The sequence below is a fragment of the Pseudomonas sp. 8BK genome (genome assembly GCF_902506475.1).
GTDB lineage: Bacteria > Pseudomonadota > Gammaproteobacteria > Pseudomonadales > Pseudomonadaceae > Aquipseudomonas > Aquipseudomonas anguilliseptica.
In genome coordinates this window covers 1264636-1283744 of the sequence record NZ_LR733252.1, presented here as the reverse complement: position 1 = coordinate 1283744, position 19109 = coordinate 1264636, and the positions used below count along the sequence as shown (strand labels likewise).

General features: G+C 58.1%; 18 protein-coding genes. 6 read left to right on the top strand and 12 right to left on the bottom strand.

The window, feature by feature from the left end; all coding sequences use genetic code 11:
* The 3 genes from ACIN8IBEIGE_RS05805 to ACIN8IBEIGE_RS05795 all read right to left on the bottom strand — a co-directional run bounded on the left by ACIN8IBEIGE_RS05805 (window position 1) and on the right by ACIN8IBEIGE_RS05795 (window position 3868).
* Window positions 1-786 carry an ABC transporter substrate-binding protein gene (locus tag ACIN8IBEIGE_RS05805; RefSeq protein WP_160013810.1) on the bottom strand — a complete coding sequence of 262 codons (786 nt, stop codon included), beginning with the start codon at window positions 784-786 and terminating at the stop codon, window positions 1-3.
* A 242-nt stretch (window positions 787-1028) separates the two neighbouring features.
* Window positions 1029-2282: a dicarboxylate/amino acid:cation symporter gene (locus tag ACIN8IBEIGE_RS05800; protein WP_160013809.1), complete on the bottom strand. Its 1254-nt coding sequence runs from the start codon at window positions 2280-2282 to the stop codon at window positions 1029-1031.
* A gap of 158 nt (window positions 2283-2440) precedes the next feature.
* Window positions 2441-3868, bottom strand: a complete 1428-nt coding sequence (locus tag ACIN8IBEIGE_RS05795; RefSeq protein WP_160016318.1) for an aspartate ammonia-lyase — start codon at window positions 3866-3868, stop codon at window positions 2441-2443.
* Between the two features lie 354 nt (window positions 3869-4222).
* On the opposite strand from ACIN8IBEIGE_RS05795, the gene ACIN8IBEIGE_RS05790 reads away from it, so the two are divergent.
* Window positions 4223-5128, top strand: a complete 906-nt coding sequence (locus ACIN8IBEIGE_RS05790) for a LysR substrate-binding domain-containing protein (protein ID WP_160013808.1) — start codon at window positions 4223-4225, stop codon at window positions 5126-5128.
* A 117-nt stretch (window positions 5129-5245) separates the two neighbouring features.
* On the opposite strand, the gene ACIN8IBEIGE_RS05785 is transcribed toward ACIN8IBEIGE_RS05790, so the two are convergent.
* The 4 genes from ACIN8IBEIGE_RS05785 to ACIN8IBEIGE_RS05770 all read right to left on the bottom strand — a co-directional run bounded on the left by ACIN8IBEIGE_RS05785 (window position 5246) and on the right by ACIN8IBEIGE_RS05770 (window position 9676).
* Entirely contained in the window at window positions 5246-6352 is a 1107-nt protein-coding gene (locus ACIN8IBEIGE_RS05785) for a polyamine ABC transporter substrate-binding protein (RefSeq protein WP_160013807.1), read from the bottom strand.
* 109 nt (window positions 6353-6461) lie between these two features.
* Entirely contained in the window at window positions 6462-7490 is a 1029-nt protein-coding gene (locus tag ACIN8IBEIGE_RS05780; protein ID WP_160013806.1) for a histone deacetylase family protein, read from the bottom strand.
* A 297-nt stretch (window positions 7491-7787) separates the two neighbouring features.
* Window positions 7788-8780, bottom strand: coding sequence for an AraC family transcriptional regulator (locus tag ACIN8IBEIGE_RS05775; protein WP_160013805.1), 993 nt, complete (start codon window positions 8778-8780; stop codon window positions 7788-7790).
* A 101-nt stretch (window positions 8781-8881) separates the two neighbouring features.
* The gene (locus ACIN8IBEIGE_RS05770; protein ID WP_160013804.1) at window positions 8882-9676 is read right to left on the bottom strand and encodes a hypothetical protein; all 795 of its coding nucleotides are present in this window, start codon (window positions 9674-9676) and stop codon (window positions 8882-8884) included.
* Between the two features lie 305 nt (window positions 9677-9981).
* Here ACIN8IBEIGE_RS05770 and purE point away from each other — a divergent pair, with 305 nt between their 5' ends.
* From purE to ACIN8IBEIGE_RS05745, 5 genes are all read left to right on the top strand, one after another.
* On the top strand, window positions 9982-10473 hold the full coding sequence (purE, locus tag ACIN8IBEIGE_RS05765; protein ID WP_090377747.1) for a 5-(carboxyamino)imidazole ribonucleotide mutase: 492 nt from the start codon (window positions 9982-9984) through the stop codon (window positions 10471-10473).
* Between the two features lie 3 nt (window positions 10474-10476).
* On the top strand, window positions 10477-11562 hold the full coding sequence (locus tag ACIN8IBEIGE_RS05760; RefSeq protein WP_160013803.1) for a 5-(carboxyamino)imidazole ribonucleotide synthase: 1086 nt from the start codon (window positions 10477-10479) through the stop codon (window positions 11560-11562).
* 53 nt (window positions 11563-11615) lie between these two features.
* A complete protein-coding gene (locus ACIN8IBEIGE_RS05755; protein ID WP_160013802.1) occupies window positions 11616-12374 on the top strand; it encodes an ABC transporter substrate-binding protein in 759 nt (252 codons plus the stop codon).
* A 68-nt stretch (window positions 12375-12442) separates the two neighbouring features.
* Window positions 12443-12688, top strand: a complete 246-nt coding sequence (locus ACIN8IBEIGE_RS05750) for a GlsB/YeaQ/YmgE family stress response membrane protein (RefSeq protein WP_090250808.1) — start codon at window positions 12443-12445, stop codon at window positions 12686-12688.
* Window positions 12689-12722: 34 nt separating this feature from the next.
* On the top strand, window positions 12723-13256 hold the full coding sequence (locus ACIN8IBEIGE_RS05745; protein WP_160013801.1) for a DUF3299 domain-containing protein: 534 nt from the start codon (window positions 12723-12725) through the stop codon (window positions 13254-13256).
* Between the two features lie 53 nt (window positions 13257-13309).
* On the opposite strand, the gene ACIN8IBEIGE_RS05740 is transcribed toward ACIN8IBEIGE_RS05745, so the two are convergent.
* The 5 genes from ACIN8IBEIGE_RS05740 to ACIN8IBEIGE_RS05720 form a co-directional block, all read right to left on the bottom strand.
* Window positions 13310-14122: a hypothetical protein gene (locus ACIN8IBEIGE_RS05740; RefSeq protein ID WP_160013800.1), complete on the bottom strand. Its 813-nt coding sequence runs from the start codon at window positions 14120-14122 to the stop codon at window positions 13310-13312.
* Window positions 14107-14499 (bottom strand): hypothetical protein, encoded by a 393-nt coding sequence (locus ACIN8IBEIGE_RS05735; RefSeq protein ID WP_160013799.1) that lies wholly within the window; start codon window positions 14497-14499, stop codon window positions 14107-14109. Before ACIN8IBEIGE_RS05735 ends, ACIN8IBEIGE_RS05740 begins: the two co-directional genes overlap by 16 nt.
* Before the next feature lie 260 nt (window positions 14500-14759).
* Window positions 14760-15326, bottom strand: coding sequence for a hypothetical protein (locus tag ACIN8IBEIGE_RS05730; protein ID WP_160013798.1), 567 nt, complete (start codon window positions 15324-15326; stop codon window positions 14760-14762).
* Window positions 15298-18552: a cell wall hydrolase gene (locus tag ACIN8IBEIGE_RS05725; RefSeq protein WP_160013797.1), complete on the bottom strand. Its 3255-nt coding sequence runs from the start codon at window positions 18550-18552 to the stop codon at window positions 15298-15300. Before ACIN8IBEIGE_RS05725 ends, ACIN8IBEIGE_RS05730 begins: the two co-directional genes overlap by 29 nt.
* Before the next feature lie 45 nt (window positions 18553-18597).
* Entirely contained in the window at window positions 18598-19101 is a 504-nt protein-coding gene (locus ACIN8IBEIGE_RS05720; protein ID WP_160013796.1) for a hypothetical protein, read from the bottom strand.
* Window positions 19102-19109: the final 8 nt, after the last annotated feature.

Below are 19109 nucleotides of genomic sequence, written 5' to 3'. Positions count from 1 at the left end.
TCAGCACAGCTCGGGGTTTTTCGCGCAGCTGCCGTAGCCTTCGCTGCGCATCTGTTCCAGGGCGGCCTGCAGGCGTTCGACCACTTCGTCCGGGGTGTCTTTGTTCAACGCCAGGTACAGCTGCGAGGTTTCAAAGCTGAGTACGGTTTGCAGGTCATCGACGCCCTGCTCTTTGGCATAGACGCGCCACACTGGGTCGGAAGTGGCCCACAGGTCGATCTGGCCGCGTTGCAGCTTGCGGATATTTTCCTGGTCACGCAGGGCGTTCTGCGGGGTGAAACCCAGGCGTTCCAGGTGCTGGCTGACCGCGGCACTCTGATAGGCGCCGACGCGGTAGGCCTTGGCCTGTTCCAGGGTGCTCAGTTGCGGGTGGCTGCCTTTACGGCCGACCAGCACGCTCTGGTACTCGGCGATGGGCCCGACCCACTTGAACAGCGGCTTGCGCGCCTCGCTCATGGAGGTGGAGAACAGACCGTGGTTGGCGGTGGTCATGGTCTGTTGGTAGATGCGATCCCAGGGGAAGCGCAGGGTCAGGCTGTAGTCGATGCCGGCGCGTTTGAACATCTCGCGCACGGTGTCGGCGCTGATGCCCCGGATATTGGCATCGCGGGCGAAGTTCTTGCCGTGCTCGGCCATGTTGAACGGCGGGAAGTTTTCCGTCAGCAGCACCATCTTGTAATCGGGCGGCAGGGCCGCCTGGCTCAGAGGGCTGAACAGCAGGCTCAGCAGCAGAGCGGTGAGGCCGCTGCCGCGTTTGTTCCAGAGGTATTGAAGACGCTGCAACATGGGGATTTTCCCTTTTTCTTGTTGTGTGGGGCGGTATCGCCGGCCGCCCTTGTAAGGCGAGCCGGCGATGCCGCGGGTGTTGCTATAAGAAAGCCCGCTTGGTCAGCGCGGTGGCGAGGGGGTGTGTGCCGACACGGGACGTCGTCACGGCGCTGACCAGGCGGGCTGTTCGGTGCCAGGGAGCGCAGGGGTTGCCTGCTGCCGCCTGCTGTAGTCACTGGCATGGTCTTGCTCGGTTGCTATTACTGCGCGTTGTCGCTGTTGTAGATGTCGCGATCCAGCTCCTTCTCGCTGCTGCCGACCAGGGTGGTGGTCATCAGGTCGCCGGCGACGTTGACCGTGGTGCGCGCCATGTCGAGGATGCGGTCGATACCGGCGATCAGCGCCACGCCTTCCAGCGGCAGGCCGACCGAAGTCAGCACCAGGCCGAGCATGATCAGCCCGGCGCCGGGCACGCCGGCGGTGCCGACCGAGGCCAGGGTGGCGGTGAGGATGATCATCAGGTACTGACCGGCATTCAGGTCAATGCCGAAGGCCTGGGCGATAAACAGCGCCAGTACGCCTTGGTAGATGGCGGTGCCGTCCATGTTGATGGTCGCCCCCACCGGTAGCACGAAGCCGGCCACGCCCTGCGACACACCGAGGTTCTTGCGCGCGCACTCAATCGATACCGGCAGGGTGCCGGCGCTGCTTGAAGTGCTGAAGGCCACGGCCAATGCCGGTGCCACACCCTTGAAAAAGCGCAGCGGGCTGAGCCGCGCCAGCACGCTGACCAGGCCGCCATACACCAGCAGCATATGGGTGATGCTGGCCAGGTAGATCACCCCGATCACACTCGCCAACGGCAGCAGCACTTCGATGCCGTGGGAGGCCACCACGCCGGCGATCAGCGCAAAGACGCCGATCGGCGCGCAGCGCATCACCAGGTCGGTGAGCTTGTAGAACACCTCGGCCAGGCTGTCGAACAGCTTGACTGCCGGTGCAGCTTTTTCGCCGATCAGGTTCATGCTCACGCCCAGGGCGATGGCGAACACGATGATCTGCAGGATATTGCCCTCGGCAAACGCCGCCACCGGATTGGTCGGTACCAGGCCGACCAGGATCTGCACCAGCGAGGGAGCCTGCTTGGTTTCCTGTACGCCGCTGGCGACCATGTGCATGCCTTCGCCTGGGGAGAACAGGGCGCCGAACAGCAGGCCGATGCTCACCGCAAAGGCGGTGGTGATCAGGTAGATGGCGATGGTCTTGACGCTGATGCGGCCGAGTTTGGCGCTGTCGCTCATGGCCGTGATACCGGCCACCAGGGAGACGAACACCAGTGGCACGATGAGCATCTTGATCGCGTTGAGGAACAGCGTACCGATGGGCGCCAGTACCAGGGCGTCGGCCTTGAACAGCACGCCGGTCAGTACGCCGAGGCCGAGGCCGATAAGGATTTGTTGCCACAGCGGCATGCGCCGCAAAAAGCCTAGGGAGGAGGTGGTGCTCTGACTCATGGTTATCACCCGGATTATCGTTTTTGTGGGGCCGTCTATGCGGCCTTGAGCGGTGCCGCCCGGCAGGCGAGGGCGGAAGGCCAGTTACCCATGATCTGGGCGCTGGTTACAAAAACGCGCCGTTCCTTGCGGAGACGGCGCGTGTAGTGCCCTGGGGATCAGCCAGCCAACAGAGGGACGAGGCGTGGGGCGATCATGTTCTCGGGGCGCAGGATGTCGGCCAGTTCGGCGTCGCCCAGCAGCTTCTCCTCGCGCACCAACTCCAGTACGCCGCGACCACTTTCCAGCGCCACCTTGGCAATGCGCGTGGCGTTTTCGTAGCCGATATAGGGGTTGAGGGCGGTGATCAGGCCGATGGAGTTTTCCATCAGTTCACGGCAGCGCGTTTCGTTGGCGGTGATGCCGTCGATGCACAGCTCACGCAGCATATCCATGGCGCGGGTCAGCAGACGGATCGAGTCGAAGATCTTGTAGGCGATCAGTGGCTCCATCACGTTCAGCTGCAGCTGGCCACCTTCGGCCGCCATGGTCAGGGCCAGGTCGTTGCCGATTACTTCGAAGGCCACCTGGTTGACCGCTTCCGGAATCACCGGATTGACCTTGCCCGGCATGATCGAGCTACCCGGCTGGCGCGGCGGCAGGTTGATTTCATTGATGCCGGTGCGTGGGCCGCTGGAGAGCAGGCGCAGGTCGTTACACATCTTCGACAGCTTCACCGCAGTGCGCTTGAGCATGCCGGAGAACAGCACAAAGGCGCCCATGTCCGAGGTGGCTTCAATCAGGTCGGCTGCCGGGGTCAGTGGGTGGCCGCTGATGATCGCCAGGCGTTTGACCGCCAGCAGTTGGTACTGCGGATCGGCGTTGATCCCGGTGCCAATCGCGGTGCCACCCAGGTTCACTTCGGTGAGCAGGGTCGGGGCGAGCAGCTTGAGGTGCTGCAGGTCTTCACTCAGGGTGGTGGCGAAGGCGCGGAACTCCTGACCGAGGGTCATCGGCACGGCATCCTGCAGCTGGGTGCGGCCCATCTTCAGTACGTGGCTGAACTCCAGCTGCTTTTTAGAGAGCGACTGGATCAGCTTGTCCAGAGCAGTGAGCAGGCTGTCGTGGCCGAGCAGCAGGCCCAGGCGGATGGCGGTGGGGTAGGCGTCGTTGGTCGACTGCGCCATGTTCACGTCGTTGTTCGGGTGCAGCTGCTTGTAGTCACCTTTCTCGAAACCCATGGCTTCGAGGGCAATATTGGCGATGACTTCGTTGGCATTCATATTGGTCGAGGTACCAGCCCCGCCCTGGATCATGTCGACCACGAACTGGTCGTGGAACTCGCCTTGAATGATGCGTGCGCAGGCAGTGCTGATCGCCGTGTGCTTGGCGGCAGACAGGTGGCCCAGCTCGCGGTTGGCGTCGGCGGCGGCCTGCTTGACCATGGCCAGGGCAACCACCAGTTTCGGGTAGTGCGACAGCGTCACGCCAGACAGGCGGAAGTTCTGCACGGCGCGCAGAGTCTGAATGCCGTAATAGGCGTCAGCAGGAACGTCGAGGGTGCCGAGCAGGTCTTTTTCAAGGCGAGTAGATGCAGCAGGGGACATGATCAAGGTTATCTCAGGAAATACGGCATATGCCGCGATGGCCCGTAGGTTAGGGGCTGCAGCTTGATGCTGGCCAATGCTGTTAAGCACTGGGTCATGCATAATCGGCATAATGTTGGCGTGACCGCGGTGTGGCGGCAAACGTAGGGTGGGTTAGCCGCTTGCGCCATTGCCACCTCTCACGCCACTTGCGACGCGGCGTAACCCACCACCGGCGCAACGCAGTCGACCGTTTGCAGGGTTATGCCCTATAGGCCGTAGGGTGGATGACGCTTTACCCATCCACCACAACCGAATGCTGGCTGGGCGGTGGATGAAAAGCGCGTCATCCACCCTACAAAAACAGGAGTGACGATGAACCTCGAAAGCAAATGGCTGGAAGACTTTGTCACCCTGGCCGCCACTCGCAGCTTTTCCCAGGCGGCGCAGAAGCGCTTTGTCACTCAGCCGGCGTTTAGTCGGCGTATCCGCAGCCTGGAGAGCATGCTCGGCCTGACCCTGGTCAATCGCGCCTGTACGCCCATCGAGCTGACCGAATCCGGCCAGCTGTTTCTGGTCACGGCACGCAGCATGGTCGAGCAGCTTGGCGAGGTGGTGCGTCACCTGCATAACCTCGAAGGCCAGCAGGGCGAGGTGATGCAGATTGCCGCCGCGCACTCGTTGACCCTGGGGTTTTTCCCGGAATGGATCGCCCGCCTGCGCCGTGAAGGGCTGCCGTTGACCACCCGCTTGGTGGCGACCAACGTTGGCGAAGCGGTGCATGCGTTGCGTGAAGGCGCCTGCGACCTGATCCTCGCCTACTACGACCCGGACGCTGCATTGCAGATGGACCCGGAAATCTTCCCCTCGCTGCACCTGGGCCGCACGGAAATGCTGCCGGTGTGCGCGGTGGGCGAAAACGGTGCGCCGTTGTTCGACCTTAACAACGGCCAGAGCGTGCCGCTGCTGGCCTATAGCGCCGGGGCGTTTCTCGGTCGCTCGGTCAACCTGTTGCTGCGCCAACGGGCGTTGCGCTCGACCACGGTGTACGAAACGGCGATGGCCGACAGCCTGAAAAGCATGGCCCTGCAAGGCATGGGCGTGGCCTGGGTGCCGAGGTTGAGCGTGACCGCCGAACTGGCCCGGGGCGAGCTGGTGGTGTGCGGCGATGAACAGTGGCAGGCGCCGCTGGAAATCCGCCTGTACCGCTGCGCACTGGTGCGCAAGGCAGCGGTACGTTTGCTGTGGCGCAAGCTGGAAAGCGGCGAAGTGGGCCGCTAAAGCTGTCGCAGCGCTTGTAGGAGCGGGCTTGCCCGCGAATCCAGGGCAGCAGAGAAACATCGCGGGCATGGACTGGGCGTCCCCGCCGCTCCTACGGGGTTGCAGTACCAGCTGCCATCAGGTGCCCGACTTGATGGTGTTCCACACTCGTGTACGCACGCGTTCGATCTTCTGTGGCAGCGGCTGCAGCACGTAAAGGGTCTTCTGCGCTTCGGCGGTTGGGGTTAGGCCGGGGTTGTCGCGGATTTCTGCCCCCACCAGCGGCATGCCGTCCTTGTTCGGGTTGGGGTAGCCGAGGAAGTCGCTGACCGGCGCAATCACCTTGGGGTCGAGCAGGTTGTTGAGGAACTCATGGGCCTCGGCAACGTTCAGGGCGCTTTTCGGGATGGCGAAGGAGTCGTACCACAGCGGCGCACCTTCCTTGGGCAGACGCCAGTCGACCACCACGCCGTTGCCGGCTTCCTTGGCGCGGTTGGCGAACTGGTAGAAGCTGCCGGAATAGCCGATGGCCACGCAGATGTCGCCGTTGGCGATATCGGTCATGTACTTGGCCGAGTGGAAGTAGGCCACGTGGGGGCGAATCTTCAGCATCAGCGCGCTGGCTTTCTCGTAGTCCTCGGGCTTGCTGCTGTTGGGGTCCAGACCCAGGTAGTGCAGGGCAATCGGCAGGATATCGCCGGGCGAATCGAGCATGGCCACGCCGCACTGCTTGAGCTTGCTGATGTTCTCTTCCTTGAAGATCAGATCCCAGCTGTCCACCGGCGCATCGGCGCCGAGCACGGCCTTGACCTTGTCCGGGTTGAAGCCGACCAACACGGTGCCGTACATGTAAGGCACGGCGTACTGGTTGCCGGGGTCGTTGGCGGTCATCAGCTGCAGCAGGCCGGGGTCGAGGTGCTGCCAGTTCGGTAGCTTGCTCTTGTCGAGCTTCTGGAATACGCCGGCCTTGATCTGGGTGTCGAGGAAGGTGTTGGTCGGCACCACCAGGTCGTAACCGGAGTTGCCGGTGAGCAGCTTGGCTTCCAGCGCTTCGTTGGTGTCGAACACGTCCCAGGTCAGCTTGATGCCGCTTTTATCCTGAAACTCTTTGGGCACCGCCGGCAGCATATAGTCGGCCCAGTTGTACACGCGCAGCTCACGCGGCTTCTCTGGCGTTTGCGCCTGGGCCGCAGTGGCCAGCAGGGTTGCGCCGCAGATGGCGAGGAGGTGTTTGATTGTTTTCATCGTTTTCACCCTTATTAGACGTTTTGAAATCTGTAGGGTGGATGGCGCTTTATCCATCCACCAGAATCAGCGGCAGCGTTATCGGTGGACGAGCAGAGCGTCGTTCACCCTACCGGCCTTCGAAACCTTCCAGCACGTTGACCGCGTTGACGCCGATGGCTTCCACCGCATAACCGCCTTCCATAACAAACAGTGTTGGCTTGCCGAGGGCGGCGATGCGCTTGCCTATGGCCAGGTAATCCGGGCTGTCGAGCTTGAACTGGGAAATCGGGTCGTCCTTGAAGGTGTCCACGCCCAGCGACACCACAATCACTTCAGCACCGTATTCGGCAATCCGCTGGCAGGCTTCATCCAGCGCGGCGCTCCACACTGCCCAGGGGCTGCCCATGGCCAGCGGGTAGTTGAAGTTGCAGCCTTCACCGGCGCCAATGCCGCGTTCATCGGCGTAGCCGAGGAAGAACGGGAACTCCTCGGCCGGATCGCCGTGGATCGAGGCGAACAGCACATCACTCCTCGCATAGAAAATGTCCTGAGTACCGTTGCCGTGGTGGTAGTCGACATCGAGGATCGCTACCTTCTTGTGGCCCTGATCGAGGAATGCCTGGGCGGCGATGGCGGCATTGTTCAGGTAGCAGTAGCCACCCATCAGCTCGCCGGCCGCGTGGTGACCTGGCGGACGGCACAGGGCAAAGGCGCTATGGGCACCCTTGGCGATCTCGGCCTGGGCACTCAGCGCCACCTGCGCGGCACTGTAAGCCGCCTGCCAGGTGCCGGCGGTAATCGGTGCGCCGCCGTCGAAGCTGTAATAGCCGAGCTGGCCATGCAAATCGTTCGGGATGACCTGGCGCAGGGTGCGTGCCGGCCAGGTGAAGGGCAGCAGGTCGCCGTTGCCCTTCTGCGCCTGCCAGCGCGCCCAGGCGCCCTTGAAGAAGTCCAGGTAGGCCGCGCTGTGGATGCGCTCGATTGGTGCCAGGCCGAAGTCCTGCGGCGGACGCACCTCGCCGAGCTGGCGATGCTGGACGCGCGCCAGGATATGGTCGGCGCGTTGCGGTTTCTCGAAGCAGGGCATCAGCTGGCCGTCGATCAGCTCGCAGCTGCCGTGGTGCAGGTGATGGTCGTCGCTGTAAAAGGTCAGCATGCAGGTGGCTCCCAGGCTTGTTGTTCTGGTTGCCATTGTTCGCCCGTATGGCGCTGTGAAAGAACGCTGACAACGGCCAAAAGGGGATCGAAATGGCCAGATTTTACGGCCGGAGCGATTGTTATCCTCGCGCAGCGATGGGCCGCAGGGATGACAGCCTTACATTGCGCGATCGCCGTGGTATGTCGTGGGGGCGCATTAGCGGCGAGTTTTTCTCAGGTCGCGGCTGACGCCCATCCCGCAAACACCATCCCCCTATGTCTTGTTGGGCTTTGTCGCTTTGCTTCTCAACCCAGCCTACGCGCGAAAGCGGCTCGGCGGCACGCCGCTCCAGCGCTGGAAGGCATGGCGGAAGCTGGCCGTTTCGCTAAAACCGAGGTATTCGGCAATCCGATAAATTGGCCAATCCTCCTGGCCGAGCAGGGTTTTCGCCCGCTCGAAACGCAGCTCGTCGAGCACTTCCTGATAGTGGGTGCCCAGCTCCTGCAGGTGCCGGCGCAGAGTGCGCGGCGAGCAGTGCATCTGCTGCGCCAGCTGTTCCAGGCCTGGAGGTGCGGTCAGCTGTTCGGCCAGGAGCTGGCGGATGCGCGCGAGCCAGGCCTGACGGGTGTTGAACTCGCTATTCTGCTTGCGGCAGCGTTCGAGCATTTCGCGGTGGGTCACCGCATCGGCCAGCGGTAGAGGGTGTTGTAGCCAGCTGGCGGGAAAGGCAAAGGCATTGCGCGCGGCATCGAATTGCAGCGGGCAGGCGAAGCTGTGCGGGTAGCGTGCGCTGTAGTCCGGCTCGCTGTAGCGAAACTGCGCCGCGCTGAGCGGCAGGGATTGGCCGAGCAGGTCGTCGCTGATCAGCTTGAGCGAGGCCAGGCACATCTCCAGGTTGAACACCTCCAGCGCTGGCGCGTACTGGTAATCGCTGGCGCTGACCCAGGCCAGCTCGCCTTCAAGGTGCATATCCAGCTTGAAGTAGGTGCCGAGCAGCGCCGGGTACTGCAGCATCAGCCGCCAGGCGTCACCAAAGGTGGCACTGGAGAGCGCGGCGTAACCGACCATGCCATAGGCCGACACATGCATGCGTCGGCCCAGCTCCAGGCCCAGATCACTGCGCAGCAGCAGGGCATTGGCGCAGACCTGCAATTCCTGAGTGCGGGTGATGCGCGTGTCGGCGCAGGCCAGATCAGTCGCAGCAATGCCGCTGCCGGCCAGTAGCTGCTCGGTCAGTTCGGGTTGCGTGGCAAAGACTTCCAGGATCAGCGAAACCACATGCAGGGTGGTCAGGTGGGCGTGCAACATCGGGGCAACCGCAACAGTTCAGAATGCCTGAATGACGCAAGAACTATGCCGCGGCACCGCAGCAGTCCGGGGCTGTCCGGACCGCTGTGGTCTAGTCAGAGTTAACGATTACGCAGGAAGGCGTTGATAAAGTCGCCCTGATTGGGTGCTTTCTCGTGGGTAGTGAACAGCAGGCCGGCATCGCCCTCGCGCAATTTGAGTTCGGCGTCAAAGCTGCACTGCACGGTTTTCAGCTGCTCGGCCTGGGCTTTGAACTCCGTGCTGCTCTCGCACAAGCTGGCCATCTGGCGGACCACTTCGCCGCAGAAGCTCGGCACGCCAAGACGCTTGAGTTTGTCGTCGTCGAGGGCTTTCCAATCCACCGCGGTGGTCAGTGGCGTACCGCAGCTCTGCGATGCGTCCTGGTCAATCTGTTGCAGCTGCTGGGTGAAGTCGGCCACGCGCTTTTCCCGGTCGAAGCGGCTCAGCTTGTCCTGAATGCCTTTCTTCTTCTGCTGCTCATAGAGTGCCAGCAGATTGGCCGGCTTGGCTTCTTTGCTCTTGGCTTCATCGAAGCCCAGTTCGAAACCGTCGGTATTGGGCAGATAGAGCTGGAAGCGCTCGCCACCCCAGCCCTGGCGCTTGACCAGCATGTTGTAGGCGCTGCCATTGAGGGTGGTGGTGTAATCGCGATCATCATTGCCACGGTCTTTGATCGTGGTCAGCAGTACCACCTCATCCAGTGGGTGATTGATGCCGCTGACCTGAACCAATGCCTGCGTGTCATCGCTGCTGGGTGCAACAGTGACGCTGATGCCTTTGCCGGCACCGAATACTTGCGGGTATTTGGCCAGTTCGAGGGCGCTGGCGTTGAGGGTGAACAGCGAAGCGGCGAGTAGCAGTGACAGCCTTGTCATGGTGGTGTCCTTGTTGGGTTAAAAGAACGCCAAGTATAGCCATGCCTCTGACAGCGATTTGTGCGCCAGGTCTGCTCGTGGTGTTCGCCTTGCGCTGCGTTGACCTGCCGCCTGACAGCGCGGCGAGCGGTCCGCGACAAACGGCGCGCCGGGGTGCACGCCAGCCCAGGCTTTACGGTATACTGCGCGGCCTTTGGCGGCCCGCACCGCCATAATTCATACACTAACAAGCCACGCCTGGTTTCCAGCGTGGCTTGTTAGTTTCTGCAGCGCCTACGGGCACTTGATGAAGAAGAGGCACGACGATGAGCGCACTGGTTGGCGTGATCATGGGCTCCAAGTCCGATTGGTCCACCCTTAGCCACACCGCCGAGATGCTGGACAAGCTGGGCATTGCGTACGAAGTGAAGGTGGTTTCCGCCCACCGCACCCCGGACCTGCTGTTCCAGTACGCTGAAGAAGCGGAAGGCCGTGGCATTCAGGTGATCATCGCCGGTGCCGGCGGCGCAGCGCATCTGCCGGGTATGTGTGCGGCCAAGACCCACCTGCCGGTACTCGGTGTGCCGGTGCAATCGGCCGTGCTCTCGGGCGTCGATTCGCTGCTGTCGATCGTGCAGATGCCCGCCGGTATTCCGGTCGCCACCCTGGCCATCGGCAAGGCCGGCGCCGTCAACGCCGCGCTGCTCGCCGCGAGTATCCTCGGTCACCAGCATCCGCAGTTCCATGCTGCGCTCAAGCAGTTCCGCCAGGAACAGACTGAAACCGTACTGGACAATCCGGACCCGCGTGAGGCCTAACCCATGAAAATCGGCGTAATCGGTGGCGGCCAGCTGGGCCGCATGTTGGCCCTGGCAGGCACACCGCTGGGGATGAACTTCGCCTTTCTCGACCCCGCGCCGGATGCCTGCGCGCAAGCGCTAGGCGAGCATATCCGCGCCGATTACAGCGATCAGGCTCACCTGCGCCAGCTGGCCGATGAAGTTGACCTGGTGACCTTCGAGTTCGAAAGCGTGCCGGCCGAGACCGTAGCCTTCCTCTCGCAGTTCGTGCCGGTGTATCCGAGCGCCGAAGCCCTGCGCATCGCCCGTGATCGCTGGTTTGAAAAATCCATGTTCAAGGACCTCGGCATTCCCACCCCGGATTTCGCCGATATCCAGTCGCAAGCCGATCTGGATGCCGCCGTGGCTGCCATTGGCCTGCCCGCGGTCATGAAGACCCGCACCCTGGGCTATGACGGCAAGGGCCAGAAGGTTCTGCGCAAACCAGAAGATGTGGTTGGCGCCTTCGCCGAGCTAGGCAGCGTGCCGTGCATCCTCGAAGGCTTTGTACCATTTACTGGCGAAGTATCGCTGGTGGCGGTGCGCGCCCGTGATGGCGAAACGCGCTTCTACCCGCTGGTGCACAACCGTCATGACAGCGGCGTACTGGCGCTGTCCATTGCCAGCACCGATCACCCGCTGCAGGCGCTGGCCGAAGATTACGTCAGCCGCGTGCTGACCAAGCTCGATTATGTTGGCGTGCTAGCCTTCGAGTTCTTCGAAGTCGATGGCGGCCTGAAAGCCAACGAAATCGCCCCGCGCGTGCACAACTCCGGGCACTGGACCATCGAAGGCGCCGAGTGCAGCCAGTTCGAAAACCACCTGCGCGCCGTCGCCGGCCTGCCGCTGGGTTCGACTGCCAAGGTCGGCGAGAGCGCGATGCTTAACTTTATCGGTGTGGTTCCGCCGGTGGAGCAGGTAATCGCCATCGACGACTGTCGCCTGCACCACTACGGCAAGGCCTTCAAGGCCGGCCGCAAGGTCGGCCACGCCACCCTGCGCTGCGAGGATCGCGCCACCCTGGACCAGCAGATCGCCGTGGTCGAGGCGCTGATCGCCAAGGCCTGATCTTCGCTTTGTGACTAAGCTCTTGCGTACTGGCCATACACAAGAGCCTTGTCATGAAGTACCTGTTGCTGCTGTCTTTGTTGTACCTGCCGTTTTGCCATGCCGAACAGGTATTGCGCGCGGATTACCGTGAGCGCCCACCGGAGATGCAGGCCCTCGACTCACTCCCTGTCGGCCCGCTGATCGAAGTGCTGGACACGGCCGCGCAACGCGTCGGCGCGCGTATCGAATGGCGTTACGCGCCTTTTGTACGCAGCCTGGAAGATCTTAAATCCGGGCGTATCGACCTCGTGCCGCGTGTGCTCTTCACTGCCGAGCGCATGGACTACGTGCACTTTCTGCCGTCCATCGGCACTCAGCGCAAAAGCATCCGCTTTATCGTCAAGGCCGGGCAACAGGCCAGCCTGCGTAGCTATGCCGACCTGCAGGGCAAGGTGATCGGGGTCAAACGTGGTACCGCCTACTTCGATCAGTTCGACGGCGACAACAGCCTGCGAAAAAGCTTGGCTACCGACGACTACCTGCTGGCTGGGATGTTTCGCGCCGGGCGCTTGGATGTAATGGTGGTGCTGGACGCCGAGGCTATCGAAGCGCAGTTCCACAAAATCGACTTCCGCGACTACAGCTATGCCGAGTACCAGTACGAGCAATCCGTCGGTAATTATTACGGTGCGTCGATGCGCCACTATCGGGGCGCGAAAGCGCCCCTCTACGAACAGCTAGGTCAGGCGCTGCGTGGCATGCGCGAAAGCGGCGAGGTGGCCCGCATCTACCATCGCTACGGCGTCGTACCGCCAGAGACCGAAGAGTAGCGAACTGCCAGCTTTTCCCGTGGTCAGATCAACGGTCGTGAATCCCACCGTCCATTCAGGAGGCTCGCATGAGCATTATTGGCATCATTTTTATCGGCCTGATCGTCGGTCTGATCGCGCGTTTTATCAAACCCGGCAACGACAGCATGGGCTGGATCATGACCATCCTGCTCGGCGTTGGTGGCTCGATTGCCGCCACCTATGGCGGCCAGGCGCTGGGCATCTACAAGGTGGGCGAATCCGCAGGTTTTATTGGCGCAGTGATCGGTGCTGTGGTGCTGCTGGTAATCTACGGCGCAGTCAAAAAGGGCTAACACCCTTTCACTCAGCTGCTTGGTGAGCCTGTCCATGCGTTATCTGCTGTTACCCCTGCTGTTTATCAGCGCCCTGGCCTGCGCCGAACTGCCGGAAACCGACTGGCTTGAGCTGATGCCGCCGGAAGATCGTAAGGCCCTGGAAGACATGCCCGAGATCAGCCACGACGGGCAGGAGATGGAAAGCGGTTTCTACAACCCCGGCGGCCTCAAACAGCAGGACCAGAGCCTACCGGCAGTCATGTACTCCAGCAAAACCGTCGCGGCCTTCGACGGCAAAGCCATCCGCCTGGGTGGCTACCCGGTACCGCTGGAAACCGACAGCGAGGGCCACAGCACACTGTTCTTCCTGGTTCCCTACCCCGGCGCCTGCATCCACGTTCCGCCACCACCTCCGAATCAACTGGTACTGGTGCGCTACCCCAGAGGCATCGAACTCGAAGACATCTACGCCCCACTGTGGGTAAGCGGTACGCTGAAGGTCGAACAGGTCAACAACGAGTTGGCGGATGCGGCGTATGCCATGGAGGCGGAGTTGGTGAGGGTGGTTGAGGAAAGCGATCTGTAAGTGTCATGTGCCGAAGTCTTCCGGCACTTCTCGCGCTTCAGCTGATAGTCGTTTCAGTTGGCCTGGATGGCGCGTCGCAACTCCGCCGCTGTCAGGCGTTTCAGCGTGTGCGTGGCGGGGTTCGTCTCCACATCCAGCGCCAGCGGCGTGGTGCCGTCCGCGTCATACACGAAATAGGCATTGCCGCTGCTTACTTCATAAGTTTTCCCACTCGCAGTCGCTATGGTTTTCGGGGTCGCACTCAGCAGTACGTCGAGCGAGTCGTAACGCAGCACTAAGTCGACCTCGCCCAGTCTGCCAACGGGGGCGTCGACTACTTGAGAGGGCTCGGCCACCACTGATTGCAGAGACACAGCGTTTGAGGCGTCGATCCACTTGTTCGAGTAGGCGAAAGTCAGGTCCTGGTACTCGCTCGACAGCGGTTTATCCAGATTACATACGGCCTTGCGAATGGATGCGCCATTCTGGCCACTGCGGATATTGCCGTACACGCAATCGATGACGGGGGCTTTGTTCTTGAGCGCGAGGGTATAAAAGACTTCGAAATGTGTGTTTGATCCGGCGTTCTCGTAGGTCAACGCGGGAGCACCGTTGAACGAGACCAGGGCTCTGGACGTCTGGCCGGCGTAGCCAACGATATCTGCAAATACTTTGGTTTCCGTTCCCCAACTGATCGTCAATTCACCGGTTTTCATATCCGCCCGGTAGGTTTCAGTGTTGCCACTTCTATCGAAGGTGAGGGGCTTTGCCTGTGCTTGTGCGGGGGTAGCCAGCACAAGCATTAGCAGAAGAGCCCTTGGAATAACGTAGAGCAAAGCGACGTCTCCATCAGTAAAAACGAGATCGTATGTCAGCGGTTTATGCACGTTTCATATTCTGTAGCGAACGATGTATCGAAAGTTAGTTCTTCAGGCTCCTCTACATCGCCTGAAATATTTAATAGTTGGCGTTGGGTCACGTTGTACTGAACCCAGCCGATAGTGCCAGTACCGTTCGTATCGAAGAGCAGTTTCGCCATTACGCTGTCGCCGGTGTCATTGTCGATCAGTAAGTTAGTTTTCTCCTTGGTTACGTATTTAAACGGAAAGTTACTGCTTCTCACTAGCTCGGTTAGATATCCATAGCAAGAGCCCTCTTCTAGATTCGACTCCGCCGTGAATGACTCTTCTGCTGGTTGATTGGCGCATGCAGAATTACCAAAAAATGCGAGAAGGAATAGGATTGAACACAGAGTTCTATTCATTCTTGTTGGCCTCAAACGTCACTGACGTAACGGGTTTAATATCTCCTAAATGTTTTTGTATGTGGACTGAATCGTTGTACTCGTCGAGTGCCAGCGAGCTCAGTTGTCGTTGTGTTCGCTAATATAAGAAAAGGGGACGGATTATTTTGCCAATAAATATGTCCCATTTTCATTTGAAGAAACCGACCTGTAATGGTTATGTGCCGTCGGTCTTACGGCACATCGTTACCCTAAATTTGCTCCAGATACGCGATTAATATTTATTGCGGTGCTTCATATTGCAGTTCTTCTAGCCCATTTTCTGTGAGATATGAAAGGCGGAATATATGGTCTTCGAGGCTGCTGTCATCGACGACGTCCAGTAAGTTGGAATCATTCAGGTCTGGGGTTATTTCATGTAAGGGCTCATCGCTATTGTCGAACATACGATAGAAGAGCACAGACTTAGCACCCAGGCTCATTACCACTTCACGCTCATTATCAGTCGCTTCCACCAGCGGGAATGGCCCACCCAAGTGGCCTCCGAGTTTGTAGGCGTAGGTTGCTGAGCATGCAGTGCCGCAACCGAAAGTGAGTAGGAAAATGTGTGCTTCATAGCTTGCTGATGCTGGAGGGGCAGGGTAGTTAAGTACCTTTTCTTCCGTATTACCATCGTTGACGGAAATCGTGCACTGGGTGGCTTTGGCTACGGTCGAGCATTGGCTTTCGATCCGCCATTCGCTGTCTGGGATTTCGAAGCTTTCCGAGTAACTCTCGGCAGAGCATATGTTCGCCGCTGAAATAGACAGAACCAGTAAGCTAGCCTTTATAGAATCTGTAATCGTCATCGCTGACTCCTGGCGGATTAGGGACACGTTTTGAACTGATAGCGAAAGATGGTGTTTCTGGGTAGACACTCGGTTTTTGGACATGTAACTGCGCCTGAGCCCTTGGGCTGTAGTAGTTGAGTGCCTCTGGTAGTACGTTCGCATTTGCTGGTGCGTTCATGACCTCTTCTGCAGCTTTCTGGCAATCATCCCATGCCTGTCCGACAGGGTTGTGAATGGCCTTATAACCATGAGGGTCATGCTTTTTACTCCAGCAAGTAAATTGCAAGCGAGCAGTAACCACACTACGGTAGGTGCTGCCCCAAGTTCCTTTCATTAGACGGTTGCGAATAATCCACCCGACAGCAACTTTAGAGGCGTAGCTCTGCCCGCGGGCTTCACCGTAAATGGTCCTGGCGAGGTACATGAGTTCGGAGTCAGCTACTTCGCCGGTGTTCATACTCAAGCTATCTATTAGCCCTAACGGGTGGAAGTGGTGTATCTGCTTAGGCAACGCTACTTGCATCGCCCCCGCCAGCTCATCCCAGAACACCAGATTATCGATACGTTCCTTTTCATGGCGAAGCACTTCCGGGACATCCTTGAGTAACTCGTCTAATCGCTGCCATTTAGGGGCTGATGATTTTGCTTGCCATTCGGTCGGATGGTAGCCAATCAGTTTCGACCAACGGTCGCGGAACTTGCGATTTTTCAAGGCAAGGGATATTTCGTCAGCAGTGACCTTGTCATCCTTGTTGCCGAGTTGGTCAATTTTTAGATAAAGGTTCTGAAAGAAATCCGGCATTTCCTTGGGGTCGAGAAAGCCGTCGGCGTTATCGTTGCTTTCCTTGATAATTTGGAAACCTAATTTTTCCCTATCATGCTGACTAATGATTTCCCCGTCAGCCTTTGCTATATAGCCATCCACCGGGGTGGTGGCGCTGTTGACTTTGATCGGGTACCACTCTTTGCTGTCTGGGGCTTTGAACAACTTTGTCTGGTTCGCAGCAATCAGGTAGTTCTCGTTTATGACCAGTCCGCTGGGTGTAAACGTCGGTACCTCTGCAGTACCACCTTTGTTGTAAATGGTCTTGCCCTTGGTAACGCGTAAGTATTGTTTGCCGTCCTTCAATCCCGCCGGGTTCTTCAGGAATGCTTCCAGATTGGGGTCAGTAGAGAACAGCTCTACGTGAACCTGATGTCGGCTTTTCACCCCGCCTTTGGCGCTGGCGAGCGTCTCGTAGAGACCGAGGTAGCCAACAGGATCACCTGCTTTGATTGGGATTGTGCAGGTGACGACAGAGTCGAAGTCGCTTGGATCATCGGGTTTCAACTCCGCTACATTTGCATCAATAGCGACCCATACGGGGCCTGCCGGACACATTGGAGTGTCCCAGAATCCTCCGCTAACAATTGTGCAAGGGGCCATGATTTGCGGGCGGCCTGCCTGAATGACTCGCTTTACTGTGCCTGTGGCGTACTCCAATACGGTATTTTCTGCAAGCAAGCCGATTTTTTTATCGACCGGGTCTTCTGGTTTATTGAAGGCAGGAACTCGTTTTTTCAGTTGAGCTTTGACTTGGCCTTTCCAGTAGGTGGGACGAACGCGTTTTTGTGGTGGGATTTCTTCCGCATAGTGCTCGTCTGCCTTGCCTGGTTCCGTCTTGCTGATGGCCATCCAGACCACGTCACCTGCTTTGGCTGTTTGTACACCGCTCTTCTTCACCCCCTTGCTGAGAATCTTTATCTGAGCCAGTTCATAGGTAGCGGTATCACCGGGCTTTATCTGATGCCCGGATGTGGCTGAGATCAACTCGAATTCCGCCCCACTCTCAATCTGCCCTAGTACGGTGCCAGTAAGGTTTGCTTCCTTGCGCACATTGCGGCCCTTGGCCTTTACCTTGAACCGGCGCTGACTCTCGCCATTCTGTAACGGGTAATGCTCAAAAGGCAGCAGATGCATATACAGGCTGAAGAATTCAAGTTTGTTGGTTTCTGGCTTCTTGTCTTCTGCTTTCGCTTCAGCTGGGGGCGCAGGCGTTACATCCTTGAAGATGGCTTGCTTGTTTCGATCCTTGAGGATCACATCTTTCTTGTCGAATGCGGCGAACCAGATTTCGCTCGTTGCGGCACGAGTTACCGGATTACCAGCTCGATCTTTACCGGGCAATGCAGCCTTGATCGTGGCCAAGGCGAAACGCATATCTTTGGTGTCATGGATTTTGAGAATCTGCAGCTCTGTGCCTGCCGGCATAAGCGCTTCGAAGTTACCCGTATTACCCAGGACTGTGCTTGCGATATCGCGTCCATAGCGCGAGCTGGTAAGTTGTACTGTTTTACCTACCCACTCGATTTTGGCAACTGGTTTGCTCTCCGCCGGACGCTTCTGCGACTCATAGGTGTGGCGAACCAGGCAGAAAGACGTGGAGTAGCGCAGGTTGTCGCAGCTTTGTTCGCCCATGAATGTGGACGATAGATAATTCTTGTTCAGCCGGTAAGCGACCACTTCGCCATCTGCCATGCAGCGCACGGCCTGTTTGAGCTTAGCGTGTGGCATGCTGGAATCGCTGAAGTGGATGCCGCCATGCCAGAAGCCATGGTTGCCTAGCAGGTAGTGACCCGAGCTTTCTTTCTCCAATTCTTTGTACAGCTCGTCCAGGGTGTAATGGCTGCCGTCGGCTTTGCGTACGGGAAACTGATATTTCTTGTCATCGGTTGGTGAGGTATTTGACGGCCATGTACCGGGTTTTATATTGCCATCCACGATGTCTTTTATATATTTTTCGAACTGTGTCCGCTCAAGTTCGGCATGTGTATGTATTGCGTATGTTGGTTTGCCTTCGCCATCTGTCCTGTACTGAATGCCTATGGGTTGCCCATATTCTACGTATTGTCCATCTTTGACCTTGAAGTTTGTGTCTAAATGAAGGACTTGCCCAAGAAGGTCGTCGTATTTTTCGGTGCTATATATTTTGACTGTGCCGTAAGATTTAAAGGTCTTTACAAAGCCTGCGACAGGGCATGGAACATCGATAGACTTGTTGCTACCATTAACAAGTAAAACAAAATCTTTTTTTACCAGTCTACGGCCGCCTGGCTCATTTGTTCTGATTTCTTCTAGATGCCCGTCAGTTTCGTCATACTCACGCTTTGGCTCTCTAGCTTTTGATGGATGGTGTTTCTCCAAATCATCATAGGATTTGACCGGCTCAATACCATTTGTTCCGCTCTCTACTATTGTGTACATGCTAATTCCTTGTCGCTTTGTGCAACTACGGTCTTGTAATGATTATTAAATTCCGCACGCTTCTCCAAGAAGCTGTAATTTATATTTTTCCCCAGAAACGTTTAATTCGGCTTCTGCTATCCGGTCATGTGACTCTCGGTATTCACTGTAATTGCTTTTTTTAATCACATTAATTTGTAGGGATAGGTTTTCTTTTTTGTCTTTGTAGATCGAATTTTCTTTGTGTCTGGTTGTTAGAGACAGTTCGGTGAGTTGGTTGTTGTGCTTCACGTATATGTATTTTTCATCTATCTCTACCATTAACGTTTCGGCATCCTTAATGGATTCAGTATTACTTTTTTCTATGTAGCTGCACGTCCATACGCCAGGCGTGTCATGCTGTTGCTCTTGAAATGCGCGAATGGCTTCCTTGTACTCAAAGATTTGAAGCTCATTTAGTGATTTGCTGCTGCAAGCGGTGCTGGACAGTAATATACTTATTAGAAGAATGAATTGAGGTGTTTTTTTTATTAAACTACTTTTTCTGTGTGTCTGATGGTTTATGTTCATCTGGGTTT

What these genes read in the sequence shown, in the direction of transcription:
- ACIN8IBEIGE_RS05760 (WP_160013803.1), top strand. Translation starts at nt 10,477, where the DNA reads ATGAAAATCGGCGTAATCGGTGGCGGCCAGCTGGGCCGCATGTTGGCC.
- ACIN8IBEIGE_RS05720 (WP_160013796.1), bottom strand. Translation starts at nt 19,101, where the DNA reads ATGAACATAAACCATCAGACACACAGAAAAAGTAGTTTAATAAAAAAA.
- ACIN8IBEIGE_RS05770 (WP_160013804.1), bottom strand. Translation starts at nt 9,676, where the DNA reads ATGACAAGGCTGTCACTGCTACTCGCCGCTTCGCTGTTCACCCTCAAC.
- ACIN8IBEIGE_RS05795 (WP_160016318.1), bottom strand. Translation starts at nt 3,868, where the DNA reads ATGTCCCCTGCTGCATCTACTCGCCTTGAAAAAGACCTGCTCGGCACC.
- ACIN8IBEIGE_RS05725 (WP_160013797.1), bottom strand. Translation starts at nt 18,552, where the DNA reads ATGTACACAATAGTAGAGAGCGGAACAAATGGTATTGAGCCGGTCAAA.
- ACIN8IBEIGE_RS05785 (WP_160013807.1), bottom strand. Translation starts at nt 6,352, where the DNA reads ATGAAAACAATCAAACACCTCCTCGCCATCTGCGGCGCAACCCTGCTG.
- ACIN8IBEIGE_RS05775 (WP_160013805.1), bottom strand. Translation starts at nt 8,780, where the DNA reads ATGTTGCACGCCCACCTGACCACCCTGCATGTGGTTTCGCTGATCCTG.
- ACIN8IBEIGE_RS05780 (WP_160013806.1), bottom strand. Translation starts at nt 7,490, where the DNA reads ATGCTGACCTTTTACAGCGACGACCATCACCTGCACCACGGCAGCTGC.
- ACIN8IBEIGE_RS05730 (WP_160013798.1), bottom strand. Translation starts at nt 15,326, where the DNA reads ATGACGATTACAGATTCTATAAAGGCTAGCTTACTGGTTCTGTCTATT.
- purE (WP_090377747.1), top strand. Translation starts at nt 9,982, where the DNA reads ATGAGCGCACTGGTTGGCGTGATCATGGGCTCCAAGTCCGATTGGTCC.
- ACIN8IBEIGE_RS05800 (WP_160013809.1), bottom strand. Translation starts at nt 2,282, where the DNA reads ATGAGTCAGAGCACCACCTCCTCCCTAGGCTTTTTGCGGCGCATGCCG.
- ACIN8IBEIGE_RS05735 (WP_160013799.1), bottom strand. Translation starts at nt 14,499, where the DNA reads ATGAATAGAACTCTGTGTTCAATCCTATTCCTTCTCGCATTTTTTGGT.
- ACIN8IBEIGE_RS05790 (WP_160013808.1), top strand. Translation starts at nt 4,223, where the DNA reads ATGAACCTCGAAAGCAAATGGCTGGAAGACTTTGTCACCCTGGCCGCC.
- ACIN8IBEIGE_RS05750 (WP_090250808.1), top strand. Translation starts at nt 12,443, where the DNA reads ATGAGCATTATTGGCATCATTTTTATCGGCCTGATCGTCGGTCTGATC.
- ACIN8IBEIGE_RS05755 (WP_160013802.1), top strand. Translation starts at nt 11,616, where the DNA reads ATGAAGTACCTGTTGCTGCTGTCTTTGTTGTACCTGCCGTTTTGCCAT.
- ACIN8IBEIGE_RS05805 (WP_160013810.1), bottom strand. Translation starts at nt 786, where the DNA reads ATGTTGCAGCGTCTTCAATACCTCTGGAACAAACGCGGCAGCGGCCTC.
- ACIN8IBEIGE_RS05745 (WP_160013801.1), top strand. Translation starts at nt 12,723, where the DNA reads ATGCGTTATCTGCTGTTACCCCTGCTGTTTATCAGCGCCCTGGCCTGC.